Source organism: Prosthecodimorpha staleyi (assembly GCF_018729455.1).
Lineage (GTDB): Bacteria > Pseudomonadota > Alphaproteobacteria > Rhizobiales > Ancalomicrobiaceae > Prosthecodimorpha > Prosthecodimorpha staleyi.
The window spans coordinates 369,112-385,632 of record NZ_JAHHZF010000006.1 but is presented as its reverse complement, the minus strand read 5'-3'; the positions used below and the strand labels follow the sequence as shown (position 1 = coordinate 385,632).

Below are 16,521 nucleotides of genomic sequence, written 5' to 3'. Positions count from 1 at the left end.
CCGCCACTTCGGCCGACCGAAGCACGAGTCCCCCCGCCCCCAGAACGCAGTCGCAAGCCCCTTGCCAAGCCGCCCGATTGCGCCTATCAGGATCGCGCCCTTGGGCGGCTGTAGCTCAGTTGGTTAGAGCGTCGGATTGTGGCTCCGAAGGTCGCTGGTTCGAGTCCAGCCAGCCGTACCATATAAACTATTCAAAATACTCATATTTTCGTTTGCATGGGTGCATGGCGTGCCATGACCTGGCCTTCAGGTAAGCACCGGGTCTGCACGCTAGCCGAATTGGGTTGAGCGATGTGGATCGCTCTCCGGGCAGGGAAGCCGCCGGGGATGCGCATCTCCATCGATCGAACAGCTCGGTGGCTGCGGCGATCTCCAATGATGGAACTGTGCCGTCCGCGAGGCTGGGAAGCCGTCGACGGACTAGCCGTGCATCGACTGCCGAGATGACAGCGGCCGCAGGAACGGTCACTGGCAACGCCTGGGGTCAGCGCCGCGCTTGCTGATCTTCCGGTAGCTTACGGTGAGGCATTCGCGGAGGCCGTCGACACGATTGCGCGCTTTCTGGTCCCTTTCGAATGCCGGTTGATGGTCAACTACGGCCTTTATGGCGATGATGACGAAGCAAAGATGCTTATGAAAATCAACGACAAAACAAAGGCGAGCGCACTCCTGAAACTGCTGCAGCTTACCGTCGGACGTCCGAAGGAGCCGTTGTTCCTGACGACCTCACGGATGCGTTGGATCAGGTCCGGTCTGTAGCGCCAAGCCTCACCGATTCCCCAGTATTCCGCCGTCTCTCAACTGCTGCCCGCAGGTAGTGTCCCTTCACAATCTCCGGACTTCCCGCGTATTGTCGCCGAATGAGCGCATCCGCCTTCCATCCCGAGGACAGGGCCCGGTCGTTGATCGACCGGCAGCTCGGCGCGTGCGGATGGTCGATCCAGTCCAAGGCCGAGATGAATCTCGGCGCGGGTCTCGGCGTGGCGGTGCGCGAATTCCAGACGGGTTCCGGGCCGGTGGACTATGGCCTGTTCGTCGGCCGAAGGCTCTGCGGGGTGATCGAGGCGAAGCCCGAAGGCACGACGCTGTCCGGCTTCTCGGAGCAGGCCGCGCGCTATATCGCCGACGTGCCGAAACACCTGGTGCGCGAGGCGGGCCAGGTCCGCTTCGAATATGTCGCTTCGGGCACCGAACTCTTGTTCCGCGATCACGCCGATCCCGATCCGGTGTCGCGACGCATCTTCGCCTTTCACCGTCCTGAAACCCTGGAACGCCTGCTCAGGGAGCCCGAGACGATCCGCACTCGGCTGGGCGCGATGCCGCCGGTCGATCGCGACGGCCTGCGCACCTGCCAGATCGATGCGGTGGCGGCCCTCGAAGCCTCGATGGCGGCCAACCACCCGCGCGCCCTGGTGCAGATGGCGACGGGTGCCGGCAAGACCTTCACGGCCTGCACGCTGAGCTACCGTCTGCTCGCCCATGCCGGCTTCCGGCGCATCCTGTTCCTGGCCGACCGCGCCAATCTCGTGCGCCAGACGCGCGACGAATATCTCGCCTTTCGCCCGCCCGGGACCGGGCGGTCCTTCTCCGAAATCTACAACGTCCAGAAGCTCGGCGCCGGCGGGCTGGATCGACAGGCGCAGGTCGTCGTTGCCACCATCCAGCGGGTCTTCTCGGTGCTGTCGGGCCGGGACCTCGCGGAGGAGGACGAGGAGGGCTCGTCCTTCGAAGGCGCCGGCGTAGAGACCGAACGGCTCGTCGCCTACAACCCGTCGATCCCGATCGAGAGCTTCGATCTCGTGATCACCGACGAATGCCACCGCTCGATCTACGGCACCTGGCGGCAGGTGCTCGATTATTTCGACGCCTTCACGGTCGGCCTCACGGCCACGCCGTCCCTGCACACGCTCGGCTATTTCGGGCGGAACCTCGTGGCGCAATATCCCTACGAGCGGTCGGTCGTCGACGGCGTCAATGTGGGCTTCGACATCTTCCGCATCCGCACGGAAATCGGCGAGCGCGGCGCGACCGTCAAGGCGGGCTACGACCTGCCGGTGCGCGACAAGCGGACCCGGGCCGAACGCTACGAGACTCTGTCGGAGGATTTTTCCTACACGCCCGATCAGCTCGACCGCTCCGTGCTGGTGCCGAACCAGATCCGCACCGTGCTGGAGACCTACCGGGATTCGTTGTTCACGGAGCTCTTTCCGGGGCGCCGGGACGTGCCCAAGACGCTGATCTTCGCCAAGGACGACCACCATGCCGAGGAGATCGTCGGTCTGGTGCGCGAGGTGTTCGGCAAGGGCAACGACTTTGCGAAGAAGATCACGTACCGCACCGATGGCGCCGACCCGGAAGCCCTGATCCGCGCCTTCCGCAACGACTACCATCCGCGCGTCGCCGTCACCGTGGACATGATCGCCACCGGCACGGACGTGAAGCCGATCGAGGTGCTCGTCTTCCTGCGTGACGTGAAGTCGGAGCTCTATTTCGAGCAGATGAAGGGGCGCGGCGCGCGCACCATCCCGGCCGAGAAGCTGCGCGAGGTGACGCCGGACGCCGAGGCGAAGACCCGCTTCGTGCTGATCGATGCCGTCGGCGTGTCGGAAAGTCTCAAGACCGTCTCCCAGCCCCTGGAACGCGACCGCGTCATTTCCTTCGACCGGCTGATCGACGATATCGCGGCCGGACGGCGCGACGACGATGCCTTCGCCACGCTCGCCGCGCGGCTGGCCGCGCTCGACCGGCGCATCGGCGACAGGGACCGTGCGGCCATCGCCAAGGCGGCCGGCGGGATCGATCTGTCCGGCCTCGCCGCCCGCCTCCTCGATGCCATCGATCCGGATGCCTTGGCGACGCGCGTGCCGGAGGACGCGCCGGAGTCCGTGCGGCGGCGGGCGCGCGAGGCCGCCAAGGATGCGGCGGCGCTGGCCTTCGACGACCCCGCCCTGCGGCGCCTGCTCAAGGACGTCAAGGCCGCAGCCGACATCCGCATCGATACGGTCTCCACCGATGCCGTGGTCTCCTCGGGCTGGGACGCGACCAAGGCGGCCGACACGGTGGCGCGGTTCCGGCGCTTTCTCGAAGAACGGCGGGACGAACTCGTCGCGCTGCAGATCCTCTACCGGCTGCCCCATGCGCAGCGGCGGCTGACCTACGAGGCGGTGGACGATCTGAAGGAGGCGCTGAAGCGTCCGCCCTGGCTCCTGGAGCCGGTCGACCTCTGGCGCGCCTACCGGCGCATCGCATCCGACACGGTGCGCGGTAGTCCGGCCGGCACGCTGGCCGATATCGTCATGCTGGCGCGCTATGCGCTCGGCCAGATCGAGGCCCTGGAACCGCTGCCCGGCCTCGTCGCCGGGCGCTTCAATCTCTGGCTGGGGCGGGAGGAGAAGGCCGGGCGCCGCTATACCGACGAGCAGCGGGCCTGGCTGACGGCGATTCGCGACCACCTGAGCGTCAATATCGAGATCCGGCCCGAGGACCTGATGGAGGCGCCGGACTTCGCCGCCCGCGGCGGCATCCTCCGCGCGCGGGCGATGTTCGGCCTGCGTCTGCCGAAGCTGCTCGATGAATTGACCGAGGTGCTGGTGGCGTGATATCTATCATATGGTATCTATCATTGAGGCCTGCGCCATGACGTCGACGGCAAAGCTGTTCACCCACGGGCGTTCGCAGGCGGTGCGGCTGCCGAAGGAGTTCCGTTTCGAAGGGCGTGAGGTCCGGGCGACCCGTGTCGGCGACAGGGTCGTGCTCGAGCCGATGGAGGACGGCACAATGCCGTGGTCGCTCGTCGACCAGACGGGGGATGCCCCCTTCATGGCGGAAGGTCGCGAGCAGCCGGCGATGCCGGAGGACCGTGTGGTGTTCGAGCGGTGATCCACCTCGACACCAATGTGGCGATTGCCCTCCTGAACGACCGGCCGCCGCAGGTGCGCGCGCGCTTCGATGCGGCGCTGGCGGCCGGAACGCCGCTCGGCCTGTCGGTCGTCGTCTTTCACGAATTGATGTATGGCGCCGCAGCGAGCGAGCGCCGCAAGGCGAACGAAGACAAGATCGCCATCTTCGTCGCCGCCGGCCGGCTGTCGCTGCTGCCCTTCACGCCTGGGGACGCCTCCGAGGCAGCCGATATCCGCGCCCATCTGAAGCGGACCGGTAGCCCCATCGGCCCCTATGACCTCTTGATCGCGGCCCAGGCGCGCCGTGCTGGAACAACCTTGGTGACGGCGAACACGCGGGAATTCGCGCGCGTGCCCGGCCTGATCGTGGCGGACTGGGCGGCATGATGGATGCGCTTTCGGCGCCGGCGCGCCAGCATGGCGAGGAACCTTGGCCGCTGCCGGCGGGGTGGGCTTGGGTTCCGCTTAAAGCCGTGAGCAGCTTTATTGGTCGCGGACGGGGACCGACATATGTCGAAGCGGGCGGCGTCCCGGTCGTCAATCAAAGATGCATCAGGTGGCACCGGCTTGAACGTCTCCACTTCAAGCTCACTGCGCGGGAGGCGTTTGATCGCCTATCGCCTGAACTTCGTATCAGAACGGGTGATCTCCTTTGGAACTCGACTGGAACCGGAACAATTGGGCGAGCGGTTGTCTACGACGGATCGATCCCGGAACTGACGGTTGACTCTCACGTCACCATTGTTCGTCCGTCATCGATTGAACCTGGATTTCTCGGATACTTCGCGGAAACATCGCGTGTCCAGCGGCTTGTAGTCGATGGCCATGTCGGTTCGACGAACCAGCAGGAAATGCCGCGCACATTCGTCGAAGAACTCCTTGTCCCCCTCGCGCCCCTCGCCGAGCAGCGCCGCATCGTGGCGCGGGTGGATGCGCTCTTTGCCGAGATCGCCGAGGGCGAGGCGGCGCTCGGTGCGGCCCGCAAGGGGCTCGACACTTTCCGCCGCGCGCTTCTGAAAGCCGCCGTGACCGGCGAACTGACCAAGGATTGGCGCGCTGCGAACCCGGTCGGCGAGACCGGCCACGACCTGCTCGTGCGCATCCGGGCCGAACGCGCTACCAAGGGGCATACCAAACACGGAGACGTTGCGCCTCTGCGATCTGGCTTGCCTGATTTGCCGAACGGCTGGGCTTGGTGTGTAGTTAAAGAGGCGGGCGACGTGCAGCTTGGGAGGCAGCGTGCCCCGCAGCATCATCGTGGTGCACACATGCGGCCCTATCTCCGCGTGGCCAATGTCATGGAGGATCGGCTCGATCTCTCCGATGTAAAATGGATGAACTTCACGCCCGAAGAGTTTCACATATTCGCCCTAGAGCCCGGAGACATCCTGCTGAACGAAGGGCAGGCGCCTGATTTAATAGGACGTCCGGCCCTCTACAAGGGCGAGATTAAAGACTGTTGCTTTCAGAAGACACTTCTTCGATTCCGAGCTTGTCAGTATATCGATCCAGATTTCGCGCTGTTGGTCTTTCGCCACTACATGCATTCGGGGCGATTCAAGCGCGAGAGCAGGATCACGACGAACATCGGTCATTTGACGCAGGTCAGATTCGTCGAAATCGAATTCCCCATCCCCCCACCCGCCGAAGCCGCCGAAATCCTCCGCCGCGTTTCCGACGCGCTCGCCGCGGCCGCCGACACACAGGCGATGCTGGAGGCGGAAGCCGCCGACGCCGCGCGGCTGAAGCAATCCATCCTCAAGGCCGCCTTCGAAGGCCGCCTCGTCGCCCAGGACCCCGCCGACGAACCCGTCAGCGCGATGCTGGCTCGGCTCAAGGCCAGCGAACCAACCGCAAAAATCGTCCGGCGCCGGCCGCGTGCCAAATCAGAGTGAGGGTCCCACACATGCAATTCGAGCCCATGGAGTTGGAACCGATCAAGGCCGGGCAGGAACGCCTCAGCCGCGTGTTCAGCGACGAGTTCGCCTTCGCGATCCCGACCTATCAGCGTCCCTATGCCTGGGAGAAGGAGCAGGCCGAGGCGCTGCTCGCCGACATCCTCGCGGCGCTCGACGAGGCGATCGAGACCAAGGCGCCGGTCACCTATTTTCTCGGCAGCATCGTGCTGATCAAGCAGCCCGGCGCGCCCGAAGCCAAGGTCGTCGACGGCCAGCAGCGTTTGACCACGCTGACGATCCTGCTTTCTGTACTGCGCGATCTTTCCTCGCTCGAAGTCGGGATCAAGCGACACGCCTATATCTGCGAGGAAGGCGACCCCGACAAAGGCACCAAAAGCCGCTATCGCCTGACCCTGCGCAAGCGCGATGAGGAATTCTTCCGCGCCACCGTTCAGAACAAGGGCGCCACGAATGCGCTGCCCGGCACCAAGGGGCTGACCGACAGCCGCCTGCGCATCGTCGAAAACGCCACGCTGTTCCACGATCGCGCCAAGGCGATGACGCCCGAAGCCCGCGACCGGCTGGTCGCGTTCCTGTTGCAGCGCTGCTATCTCGTGGTCATTGCGGTCGCGAATGTCGACATGGCGCATCGTGTGTTCACGGTGCTGAATGCGCGCGGCCTCGATCTCACGCCGGCCGATATCCTGAAAGCCGATCTCCTGGACCGCGTCGCCGCGGCCGACGAGAAGGACTATTCGGATTCCTGGGAGGCGATCGAAGAACAGCTCGGCCGCGATCGCTTTGCCGAACTCTTCCAGCACATCCGCATGATCTACCAGCGCGAGAAGCCGCGCGAGCGACTGGAGGTCGGCTTCAAGAAGTTCGTCACCGACTTCGCGGACCATGCGAAGTTCATGAAGGGCGTGTTGCAGCCTTTCGGCGCGACATTCGCCAAGCTGCTCTCGCCGCCGGCATTTGCCACGCTCTATGGCGACGAGGCCACCAAACGTCTGCGCTATCTCACCAAACTCGACAACAACGACTGGATGCCGGTCGCGCTGAAGTTCTTCGTCGATACGAATATATCCGCCGGGGATGCGGCCTTGTTCATGCGGCGACTTGAGACGCTGGCTTATTTTCTGTTCGTCACTCGTGCCGATATCAACGAGCGCATCCGGCGCTACGCGAATGTGCTGACCGATCTTGTCGGCGGCGAATGGAAGGGTCGGTCGATCGAGCTGGCCGCGCAAGACAAGGCGGCTTTCCGCGCCGATCTCGACGGCCCGATCTATCAGGTGACGCGGGTGCGGCTGCCGCTGCTTCTGCGCCTCGATGCCGAGCTTTCGTCCGGTGGGGCGACCTACAGCCACGATATCGTTTCTGTGGAACATGTGCTGCCGCAGACGCCGGAAGCGGCGAGCCAGTGGCTGAAGGATTTCCCCGACGATGCGATCCGCAACGGGTGGACGCACAAGCTGGCCAACCTCGTACTTCTGACACTTCGAAAGAACATCCAGGCCAGCAATTGGGACTTCTCGACCAAGAAGAACCGATATTTCTCCGAAAGCGGCGGGGTGTCGCCGTTCGTCATCACGACGCAGGTGCTGGGCGAACAGTCCTGGACGCCCACGGTTCTCGAAGCCCGGCAAAGGGCGCTGCTCGCGAAGCTCCACACGACATGGGACATTGCGCCCGAGGCCCAGTCATGAACGCCCAAACCCTCGTCGCCAAGGTCTGGAACTTCGCGCATGTGCTGCGCGATCAGGGCGTCAGCTACCAAGCCTATATCAGCCAGATCTCCTATCTTCTGTTCCTCAAGATGGACGAGGAGCGCGTCACCCAGATCGGCGAGGCCTCGATGCTGCCGGAGGGCGCGCGCTGGGGCGACATCAAGGATCTCTCCGGCGAGGCCCTGAATGCGGCCTATGGCAGGCTCCTCGACAAGCTGTCGAGGCAGGGCGGCATCATCGGTGCGATCTTCCTCAAGGCGCAGAACGAAATCCAGGATCCGGCCAAGCTGAAACGGCTCGTCGGCCTAATCGACGGAGAGGTCTGGCTCGGTCTGCCGGTCGACGTGAAGGGCAACATCTACGAGGGACTGCTCGCCCGCAACGCCGAGGACGTGAAGTCGGGTGCCGGACAGTATTTCACGCCGCGTCCGGTCATCGAAGCCATGGTCCAGGTGGTCGATCCCGAACCGCATCAGAGCGTGCACGATCCCGCCTGCGGCACGGCCGGCTTCCTGCTCGCCGCCTGGGAGCACATGAAGAGGCACCCGCGCGCTCAGGACAAGGCGACCTATCTGGCGCTGAAGAACAAGTTCTCGGGCATCGACATCGTGCCCGAAGTCGTGCGCCTGGCGGCGATGAACCTCTATCTGCACGGCATCACCGGCGTCGACTCCATCGTCGAGGCGAAGGATGCGCTGCTCGGCGCCGGCGGCCGGAGCTTCGACATCGTCCTCACCAATCCGCCTTTCGGCCGCAAGCAGAGCTATCGCATCGTCCGCAACGACGGCGAAATCGACAGCGAGCGCGAGGACTACGACCGGCAGGACTTCTTCGTCACCACCTCGAACAAGCAGCTGAACTTCCTTCAGCACATCATGACCGTGCTCGCCCCAAGCGGCGAAGCCGCGGTGGTGCTGCCCGACAACGTCCTGTTCGAAGGCGGCGCGGGCGAGACGATCCGGCGGCGGCTCCTGCGCAATTTCGATTTCCACACCCTGCTGCGCCTGCCGACCGGCATCTTCTACAAGCAGGGCGTCAAGGCGAACGTGCTGTTCTTCGACAAGAAGCCGCCCTCCGAGACCGCCGCCACCAAGGACCTCTGGATCTACGACCTGAGGACGAACCAGCGCTTCACCCTCAAGGAGCGCCCGATGGTGCGGGCCGACCTCGACGACTTCGTCGCCTGCTATCGGTCCGGCCGGCGGTTCGAGCGCGAGGAGAGTGAGAAGTTCAGGCGCTTCCCGCTCGATGCGCTGCTCGCCCGCGACAAGGTCAATCTCGACATCTTCTGGCTGAAGGACGACGCGCTCGACGATCCCGATCTTCTGCCGCCGCCGGATGAAGTCGCCGCCGAGATCGTCGAAAGCCTCGAGACGGCCTTGGAGCGGTTCCGTGGCGTTGCTGCGGCGTTGGGAACCTAGAGGAGCAGACTGTCGGAACAGCCGGCGCGGCACCTTGACGCCGCCGAAGCTGCAGGCATGGCGCGCCGCTGCTCAGGATTCGGCGCGCGCTTGGTTGGCTTCGCCGGATCGGGCGCCCAAGGGGATGCCGACGCGCTCGCTTTCTCGGATCGCGTTGCCGAGCCTGCTCTCGGTTCGGATCCATCGGCAACGGGCCAGGGGATGGCGCCCGAGGTGTCGGAAGTCTGGCCGGGCGAAACGGGGATCCCATCGGGGACCCGGCGATGGTCGCGGGGTTGCCGCCTATTGCGCGGGCCTCGCGTCGTCGCGCATGGCTCGACGAACGCCTGCTCCCCGCCGCCAGTGAGGCCCCGAACCACGATCGCCTCCCAACGCAAGCGACCTTGAATCGCATCCAGCCGAAGAGTGGAATCCTGGCTGCCAAGAGGTCATCTATGGCAATTCCGTAGGTGATCTACTGGAAAAGGATTGGTAATCCTCGATCGATACCAATATCGATGAGTTCTAATATTCGATCGATCAAAAGAGTTCCATCAACATCAAAGAAACTATCCATCAGGGTCTCTGGAGTGATTCCGTTTGTCGATAGGAATTGCAGTCTCCAGCCGTCGATCGCGGGATCCGGCGGAAACCGGCGCAGCGCATCGCGAATTTCGATCAATTCTCTTTTCAGATCCGCCAAAGCCGTGACCGGCCATTCGCCATCGCAGTTCGAATGCAACATCAGGACCGGAAATCGCGAGCCTTTGCCTCCACGTTCAAGTGCGCCTGTGATCGAATCCCTGAAATGTTCGAAATCGGAGTATCGCCCAACTCCGATGCCGTCGATCTCTTCGTCCTCGTCAAACACAGTCAGGTATAGTCCCATTGTTTCCTCACGACTTTGAAGATTCTTCGGTTCTCGGAGATATGCGTGATAAGAGGGGCGCTGATCTTGCAGAATATCGGGACTAACAATATTAAATTCTTATTTTCCTTGGCGGCGCGATAGGTGAGCGTTTTAATTTGATAGGTCAATCTAAGGAATGAGACTAATTTGATCAAAATCAATTCGGTCTGCGTCTCCCCATCCGGCATGATACCTCTTGCTTTGTGTGCCGACAGGCGATCGTCAGGCATGCCAGACCTCTCCTCGCAAGGCTATTGATGTCGCGTGCGCAAGATCGACAGTCCATGTGCCGTGCCCCAGAGGCGCCGGTCCTGCGCGCATTCTCCAGACGCTTCGGCTGAAGTGATCGACAGGAGCAGGATCGACCGGGTCACGGCATCGACGGACTTGAGCTCCCGACCCAAAGGGAACTCGCACGCTTCGTGGGCGCCGAGCCTTTGGAGGATCCTGCGCGGCCGATGTCGCCATCCCGCCCCTCAACCCTCCCCGGCCTTGAGATAGCCGGCCATCTCGTCCTGCGGGACCATGCTGCCGCCGGTCGCCCAGAGGATGTGGGTGGCGCGGGCGAGGCGGTCGGGGGTGAGGGCCAGGCGGGCGCGGTAGGCGGGATCGGCGGTGATCCAGGCGGGGCCGGGGGCGCCGGCGATGGCGGAGGGTTCCAGTTCGAGGCCCTCGGTCCGCTTCAGGAGGGCGAGGAGGCGGAAGAGATGGGTGTCGGCGACGGTGAAGTAGCCGTCGACCAGGCGGCTCATGGCGCGGCCGACGAAGCCGGACGGGCGGCCGACCGCCAGACCGTCGGCGGCGGTGCGGTTGGAGAGGCCGAAATCCTGTACCGCGACGGCGTCGTGACGGCCGGTCAGCACGCCGAGCAGCATGGCCGGCGATGCGGTCGGCTCGGCGAAGAGGCAGTGTACGGCGTCGCCATAGACGAGCTTCAGCCCGAAGGCGATGCCGCCCGGGCCGCCGCCGACGCCGCAGGGCAGGTGGACGAAGAGCGGATGCTCGCGGTCGACCGCGACGCCCATGGCGGCCAGTTGCGGCTGCAGGCGCAGGGCCGCGACCGCATAGCCGAGAAACAGGTCCCGCGAATGCTCGTCGTCGACGAAATGGCAGGCCGGGTCGGCTGCCGCCTCGGCGCGGCCCTGCGCCACGGCGGCGCCGTAGTCGGCCGCATGCTCGACGACCGCGACCCCGGCGGCCCTGAGCTTCGCCTTCTTCCAGGCGCGCGCCTCCGCCGACATGTGCACGGTCGTGCGGAAGCCGAGCCGTGCCCCCATCAGGCCGATCGACAGGCCGAGATTGCCGGTCGAGCCGACCGCGATGGCGTGCCGTCCGAACAGGTCCCGCGCCGCCGGTTCGGCCAGCGCCAAGGTGTCGCCGTCCGGGCCGATCAGGCCGGCGGCGCGCGCCAGCGTCTCGGCGCGCTTCAGCACCTCGTAGAAGCCGCCGCGCGCCTTGATCGAGCCGGAGACCGGCAGGTGGCTGTCCTTCTTGATCAGGAGGCGGCCGGCCGGCGCGTCCGGCCCGAGCGCGGCGGCGAAGGCCGGGGCGGCGACCAGATCGGATTCGATGATCCCGCCGGTCGCGGCGAGTTCGGGGAACAGGCGGGCGAGCAGCGGCGCGAAGCGGTCGAGCCGGGCTTCGGCATCGCGCAGGTCGGTGAGGCCGAGCCCGACATCGCCGAGCGCCTCGGCGGCGGGGACGACCGCCGGATTGAACCAGGCCGTCTCGCGCCCGGCGACCAGATCGGCGATCGGCGGAAATTCGGCGACCCAGTCGGCCAGGCTGCGGCCGTGGATGATGCGGGTCTGGTCGGTGCTCAAGGCAGGGCTTCCGGTTGACGGGATCCGAGACCCTTGTCTCGGATGGCGGCCGCGCCGGCAAGGGGGGGCAGGGCAAGGCCGCGTCGGCAAGGGGGAAGGGCGGCCGCGCCGGTGGAGACTTTTCTAGGGAAACGGCCGTAGCGCAACAGGCATCTCGCCGTCCGGCCTGGCGCCCCGGCGGGCCGCTGTGCCGGCCGGGCGCCGGCTCGGCGATCCCGCCTGCGCCCGCCCGCGGGGAGCTCGCCGGGGGGGGGGGCGGCCGCGGCCCTGCCGGCAGGCTGAACGCCTTCGATACTTTGCCGAATGTTTCCTTTATGATCACTTTTTCTTCAGGAGGACAATCTATCGCTTGCAGCGTCACGATTTCATGCTTCCTGCGTGGGGCTTGAAAGCCTTCGTTCCCCCTGTCGGTCTGTCGCTGGTCCTGAGGAGATCTCATGTCGGAAAATTCGCCGAAGCCGTTGGCGATCCTTGTGTTGCTCGCGCTGGCCGGCTGCGGCGAAAGTGGAAGCGGCAAGGCCGGGGCGGCCGGCGCGCCGCCGTCGCCGCCGCCGCCGCCCGAGGTCGGCTACGTCGTCCTGCACCCGGCCTCGATCCCGTTCCTGGCCTCCATTCCGGGCCGGACGGTCGCCTCCGCGGTCAGCGAGATCCGTCCGCAGGTCAGCGGCATCGTGCTGAAACGCCCGTTCAAGGAGGGGTCGCTGGTCAAGGCCGGCGACATTCTCTACGAGATCGACGACCGCACCTATCGCGCGGCGCTCGATTCCACGCAGGCGAGCGTCGAGAAGGCCCAGGCGACCACCGACAATGCCGAGATCGAGCTGAAGCGGCAGGAACAGCTGCTCCAGCGCAATACGGTCGCCCAGTCGACCGTCGATACCGCCCGCGCCACGCTGCGGCAGGCCCAGGCCGACCTCGCGCTCGCCCGCGCCAATCTGCAGTCGGCCCAGATCAATCTCGACAACACCAAGGTCAAGGCGCCGATCTCCGGCCTGATCGGCACGTCGAGCGTCACCGAGGGCGCGCTCGTCACCGCCAACCAGACCGCGGCGCTGACCACCATCCGGCAGGTCGACCCGATGTATGTCGATCTGACCGAATCCGGCGAGACCATCCTGCGGGTCCGCCGCGAGATCGATCAGGGCAAGGTGCAGCTCGCCAATGACGGCGCCAAGGTGCGGCTGACGCTCGGCGACGGCACGCGCTACGGCGAGGTCGGCTCGATCGAGGCCTTCGAGGGCAGCGTCAGCGGATCGACCGGCGCCATGACCATCCGCGCCAGCATCCCGAATCCGCAGCGCATCCTGCTGCCCGGTCTCTATGTCCGCGCCACCGTCGAGGTCGGCAATCGCAGCCAGGCCTTCCTGGTCCCGCAGATGGCGGTCAGCCGCAACCCGAAAGGGCAGGCGACGGCCTTGTTCGTCACCGCCGACGGCAAGGCGGAATCGCGCCTCCTGCTGGCGGCCGACAGCTACGGGACGTCCTGGATCATCCGCGACGGCGTCAAGGACGGCGACCGCTTGATCGTCGACGGGGTCCAGAAGGCGCGCCCGGGCCAGGCCGTGCGGCCGGTCGAGGTGCGCATCGGCGAGGACGGCGTCGCGCGCCTGATCTCCGCGGCGCCGGCGGCCGGATCGGCACCCGCGCCCGCCCCAACCGGCAGCGCGCCGGCCGGCAGCGCCGCGCCGGCGCGCTGAGGAGGACGCCGCCATGTCCCGTTTCTTCATCCGCCGTCCGATCTTCGCCTGGGTCATTGCGATCACCATCATGCTGGCCGGCGCGCTGGCGCTGACCACGCTGCCGGTCGCCCAGTATCCGGACATCGCGCCGCCGACCGTGCGCATCAACGCCACCTATCCGGGCGCGAGCGCCGAGACGGTCGAGAACTCGGTCACCAAGGTGATCGAACAGAATCTGACCGGCCTGGAAAATCTCGACTACATCGCGGCCAACAGCACCTCGAGCGGCCAGGCCTCGATCACGCTGACCTTCAACAAGAACGCCAATCCGGACATCGCCCAGGTCCAGGTGCAGAACAAGCTGCAGCTGGTGCAGTCCCTGCTGCCCGATGCGGTGACCCAGCAAGGCGTCACCGTGACCAAGGGTGGGCAAAGCATCTTCATGGTCGTGACGCTGATCTCGACCGACGGCAGCCTGTCCTCAGACGATCTCGGCGACTATATCGCCAGCAATATCGAGGATCCGATCCGGCGCGTGCCCGGCGTCGGCGACCTCAACATCTTCGGCTCCGGCTATGCCATGCGCATCTGGCTCGATCCGGACCGGCTGAACCGCTTCCAGCTGACCCCGGCCGATGTCGTCGCGGCCGTGCGGGCGCAGAATGCCCAGGTCTCCGTCGGCCAGCTCGGCGCGACGCCGCTGGCGCCCGGCCAGCAGATGAACGTCACCATCACGGCGCAGAGCCAGCTGTCGACGCCCGAACAGTTCCGCGCCATCAAGCTGAAGACCGACACGGCGGGGGCGATCGTGCGCCTGTCGGATGTGGCGCGCGTCGAGGTCGGAGCGAAATCCTATGCCACCTCGTCCTACTACAACGGCCGCCCCTCGGCCGGCTTCGGCGTGAACCTCGCCACCGGCGCCAATGCGCTCGATACCGCCGTCGGCATCAAGGCGGCGATGGAGACGCTGAAGCGCGCATTGCCGGCCAATGTCGAGGTGGTCGTCCCCTATGACACGACGCCCTTCGTCGAACTGTCGATCGGCAAGGTCGAGCACACGCTGATCGAGGCGATCGTGCTCGTGTTCTTCGTGATGCTGATCTTCCTGCAGAACCTGCGCGCGACCTTCATCCCGATGATCGCCGTGCCGGTCGTGCTGCTCGGCACCTTCGGCGTGCTCGCCCTGTTCGGCTATTCGATCAACACCCTGACCATGTTCGCCATGGTGCTGGCGATCGGCCTGCTCGTCGACGACGCGATCGTGGTGGTCGAGAATGTCGAGCGCGTCATGAACGAGGAGGGGCTTTCGCCCCTGGAGGCGACCGAGAAGTCGATGGACGAGATCACCGGCGCGCTGATCGGCATCGCGCTGGTGCTCTCCGCCGTGTTCGTGCCGATGGCCTTCTTCGGCGGCTCCGTCGGGATCATCTATCGGCAGTTCTCGGTGACCATCGTCACCGCCATGCTGCTGTCGGTCGTGGTCGCGCTGGTGCTGACCCCGGCCCTGACCGCCTCGCTCCTGAAGCCGCATGACGGCGGCGCGCGCAGCGGCTTTTTCGGTCTCTTCAACCGCGGTTTCGGCCGGCTGACCGGCGGCTACGTCGCCGGCGTCGCCGGCATCCTGAAGCGGCCGCTGCGGGTTCTGCTGATCTATGCCGTCCTGATCGGCGGCGCCGGCATGCTGTTTCGCGTCATTCCGGGCTCCTTCATCCCCGAGGAGGACCAGGGCATGCTGATGGTCTCGATCCAGCTGCCGAGCGGGGCGACGGAAACGCGCACCAAGGCGGTCCTGGAGCAGGTCACGCGGCATTTCCTGGACGGCGAGAAGGACGCCGTCGAGGGCGTCTTCGGCGCGGTCGGCTTCGGTCTCGGCGGCAACGGCCAGAACATGGCCATGGCCTTCGTTCGCCTGAAGGATTTCTCGCTGCGTCACGAGCCGCGGCTCTACGCCCATGCGGTCGCCGGCCGCGCCATGGCGGCGCTCTCGCGCATCCGCGACGCGCAGGTCTTCGCCCTGGCACCCCCGGCCATTCAGGGGCTCGGCCAATCCGGCGGATTCGACATGTATCTGCAGGACGCCGGCGGCATCGGCCGTGCGGCGCTCAACGAAGGCCGCGACAAGCTGATCGCAGCCGCCAACCAGGATGGCCGGCTCTCCGCCGTGCGCCAGAACGGCCAGCCCGACCAGGCCCAGTTCCGCATCGATGTCGACCAGGAGCGGGCCGGCGCGCTCGGCCTGTCGGTCGCCGACATCAATGCCGTGCTGACCACCGCCTGGGCCGGCACCTACGTCAACGACTTCGTCGACCGCGGCAAGATCAAGCCGGTCTATGTCCAGGGCGACGCGCCTTACCGCATGCAGCCGGACGATGTCGACCGCTGGTTCGTGCGCAATGGCCGCGGCGAGATGGTGCCCTTCTCGGCCTTCTCCAGCAACAGTTGGTCCTTTGGCGCGCCCCGGCTCGACCGCTTCAACGGGCTGCCCGCTGTCAACATCCAGGGCAATGCGGTCGCCGGCGTCAGTTCGGGGACCGCGATGGATGCGGTGGAACAACTGGTCGCGCCGCTCGGCCAGAACTTTGCGGTGCAGTGGGCCGGCCTGTCGTTCCAGGAGCGGCTGTCCGGCAGCCAGGCGACGGCCCTCTACCTGATCTCGGTGCTGGTCGTGTTCCTGTGCCTCGCCGCCCTCTACGAGAGCTGGTCGATCCCCTTCTCGGTCATCCTCGCGGTCCCGGTCGGCATCCTCGGCGCGCTGGTGGCGGCGAAAGTATTCGGGCAGTCGAACGACGTCTATTTCAAGGTCGGCCTGCTCACCACCATCGGGCTGGCGGCCAAGAACGCGATCCTGATCGTCGAATTCGCCCGCGACCTGCAAGTCCGGGGCAAGGGGCTGGCCGAGGCGACGCTCGAAGCCTCGCGCCTGCGCCTGCGCCCGATCGTGATGACCTCGCTCGCCTTCATCCTCGGCGTGCTGCCGCTGGCCATCGCCACGGGGGCGGCCTCGGGCGCGCAGAACGCGATCGGTATCGGCGTGCTCGGCGGCATGCTGGCAGCGACTGTGCTCGGCATCTTCTTCGTGCCGCTGTTCTTCGTCCTGGTCGTCGGCACCGCGCAACGGCTGACCGGCGCGCGGCGGACGGACAAGCCCGCGGAAGCGCCGGCGCACTGACGGTCCTATCCGG

The 16,521-nt window shown here is 65.9% G+C and carries 12 protein-coding genes and 1 tRNA gene; 10 read left to right on the top strand and 3 right to left on the bottom strand.

The genetic code is table 11. The annotated features are described in order from the left end of the window. Nucleotides 1-104 precede the first annotated feature (104 nt). The 8 genes from KL771_RS14495 to KL771_RS14460 all read left to right on the top strand — a co-directional run bounded on the left by KL771_RS14495 (nt 105) and on the right by KL771_RS14460 (nt 8,948). Nucleotides 105-181, top strand: a tRNA-His gene (locus tag KL771_RS14495). 404 nt (nt 182-585) lie between these two features. Beyond that, the gene (locus KL771_RS14490) at nt 586-759 is read left to right on the top strand and encodes a hypothetical protein (RefSeq protein ID WP_261969257.1); all 174 of its coding nucleotides are present in this window, start codon (nt 586-588) and stop codon (nt 757-759) included. A 143-nt stretch (nt 760-902) separates the two neighbouring features. Continuing rightward, the gene (locus KL771_RS14485) at nt 903-3,599 is read left to right on the top strand and encodes a type I restriction endonuclease subunit R (RefSeq protein WP_261969256.1); all 2,697 of its coding nucleotides are present in this window, start codon (nt 903-905) and stop codon (nt 3,597-3,599) included. Between the two features lie 37 nt (nt 3,600-3,636). Continuing rightward, entirely contained in the window at nt 3,637-3,879 is a 243-nt protein-coding gene (locus tag KL771_RS14480) for an antitoxin (RefSeq protein ID WP_261969255.1), read from the top strand. Next, complete coding sequence (locus KL771_RS14475) at nt 3,876-4,286, top strand: type II toxin-antitoxin system VapC family toxin (protein WP_261969254.1); 411 nt, start codon at nt 3,876-3,878, stop codon at nt 4,284-4,286. The genes KL771_RS14480 and KL771_RS14475 overlap by 4 nt, the downstream gene beginning before the upstream one ends. Further along, nucleotides 4,283-5,794 (top strand): restriction endonuclease subunit S, encoded by a 1,512-nt coding sequence (locus KL771_RS14470; protein WP_261969253.1) that lies wholly within the window; start codon nt 4,283-4,285, stop codon nt 5,792-5,794. Before KL771_RS14475 ends, KL771_RS14470 begins: the two co-directional genes overlap by 4 nt. An 11-nt stretch (nt 5,795-5,805) precedes the next feature. After that, the gene (locus tag KL771_RS14465; protein ID WP_261969252.1) at nt 5,806-7,506 is read left to right on the top strand and encodes a DUF262 domain-containing protein; all 1,701 of its coding nucleotides are present in this window, start codon (nt 5,806-5,808) and stop codon (nt 7,504-7,506) included. Further along, nucleotides 7,503-8,948, top strand: a complete 1,446-nt coding sequence (locus tag KL771_RS14460; protein ID WP_261969251.1) for a type I restriction-modification system subunit M — start codon at nt 7,503-7,505, stop codon at nt 8,946-8,948. The genes KL771_RS14465 and KL771_RS14460 overlap by 4 nt, the downstream gene beginning before the upstream one ends. Nucleotides 8,949-9,402: 454 nt before the next feature. Here KL771_RS14460 and KL771_RS14455 read toward each other — a convergent pair whose 3' ends face one another. The 3 genes from KL771_RS14455 to KL771_RS14445 all read right to left on the bottom strand — a co-directional run bounded on the left by KL771_RS14455 (nt 9,403) and on the right by KL771_RS14445 (nt 11,660). Further along, the gene (locus tag KL771_RS14455) at nt 9,403-9,816 is read right to left on the bottom strand and encodes an immunity 70 family protein (RefSeq protein ID WP_261969250.1); all 414 of its coding nucleotides are present in this window, start codon (nt 9,814-9,816) and stop codon (nt 9,403-9,405) included. Continuing rightward, on the bottom strand, nt 9,801-10,067 hold the full coding sequence (locus tag KL771_RS14450) for a hypothetical protein (RefSeq protein WP_261969249.1): 267 nt from the start codon (nt 10,065-10,067) through the stop codon (nt 9,801-9,803). Before KL771_RS14450 ends, KL771_RS14455 begins: the two co-directional genes overlap by 16 nt. Before the next feature lie 246 nt (nt 10,068-10,313). Beyond that, nucleotides 10,314-11,660: a D-serine ammonia-lyase gene (locus KL771_RS14445; protein WP_261969248.1), complete on the bottom strand. Its 1,347-nt coding sequence runs from the start codon at nt 11,658-11,660 to the stop codon at nt 10,314-10,316. Between the two features lie 437 nt (nt 11,661-12,097). Between KL771_RS14445 and KL771_RS14440 the strand changes: the two genes are divergently transcribed. Both KL771_RS14440 and KL771_RS14435 read left to right on the top strand, forming a co-directional pair. Next, nucleotides 12,098-13,357: an efflux RND transporter periplasmic adaptor subunit gene (locus KL771_RS14440; protein ID WP_261969247.1), complete on the top strand. Its 1,260-nt coding sequence runs from the start codon at nt 12,098-12,100 to the stop codon at nt 13,355-13,357. A 13-nt stretch (nt 13,358-13,370) separates the two neighbouring features. Next, a complete protein-coding gene (locus tag KL771_RS14435) occupies nt 13,371-16,508 on the top strand; it encodes an efflux RND transporter permease subunit (protein WP_261969246.1) in 3,138 nt (1,045 codons plus the stop codon). The last annotated feature ends 13 nt before the right edge of the window (nt 16,509-16,521 follow it).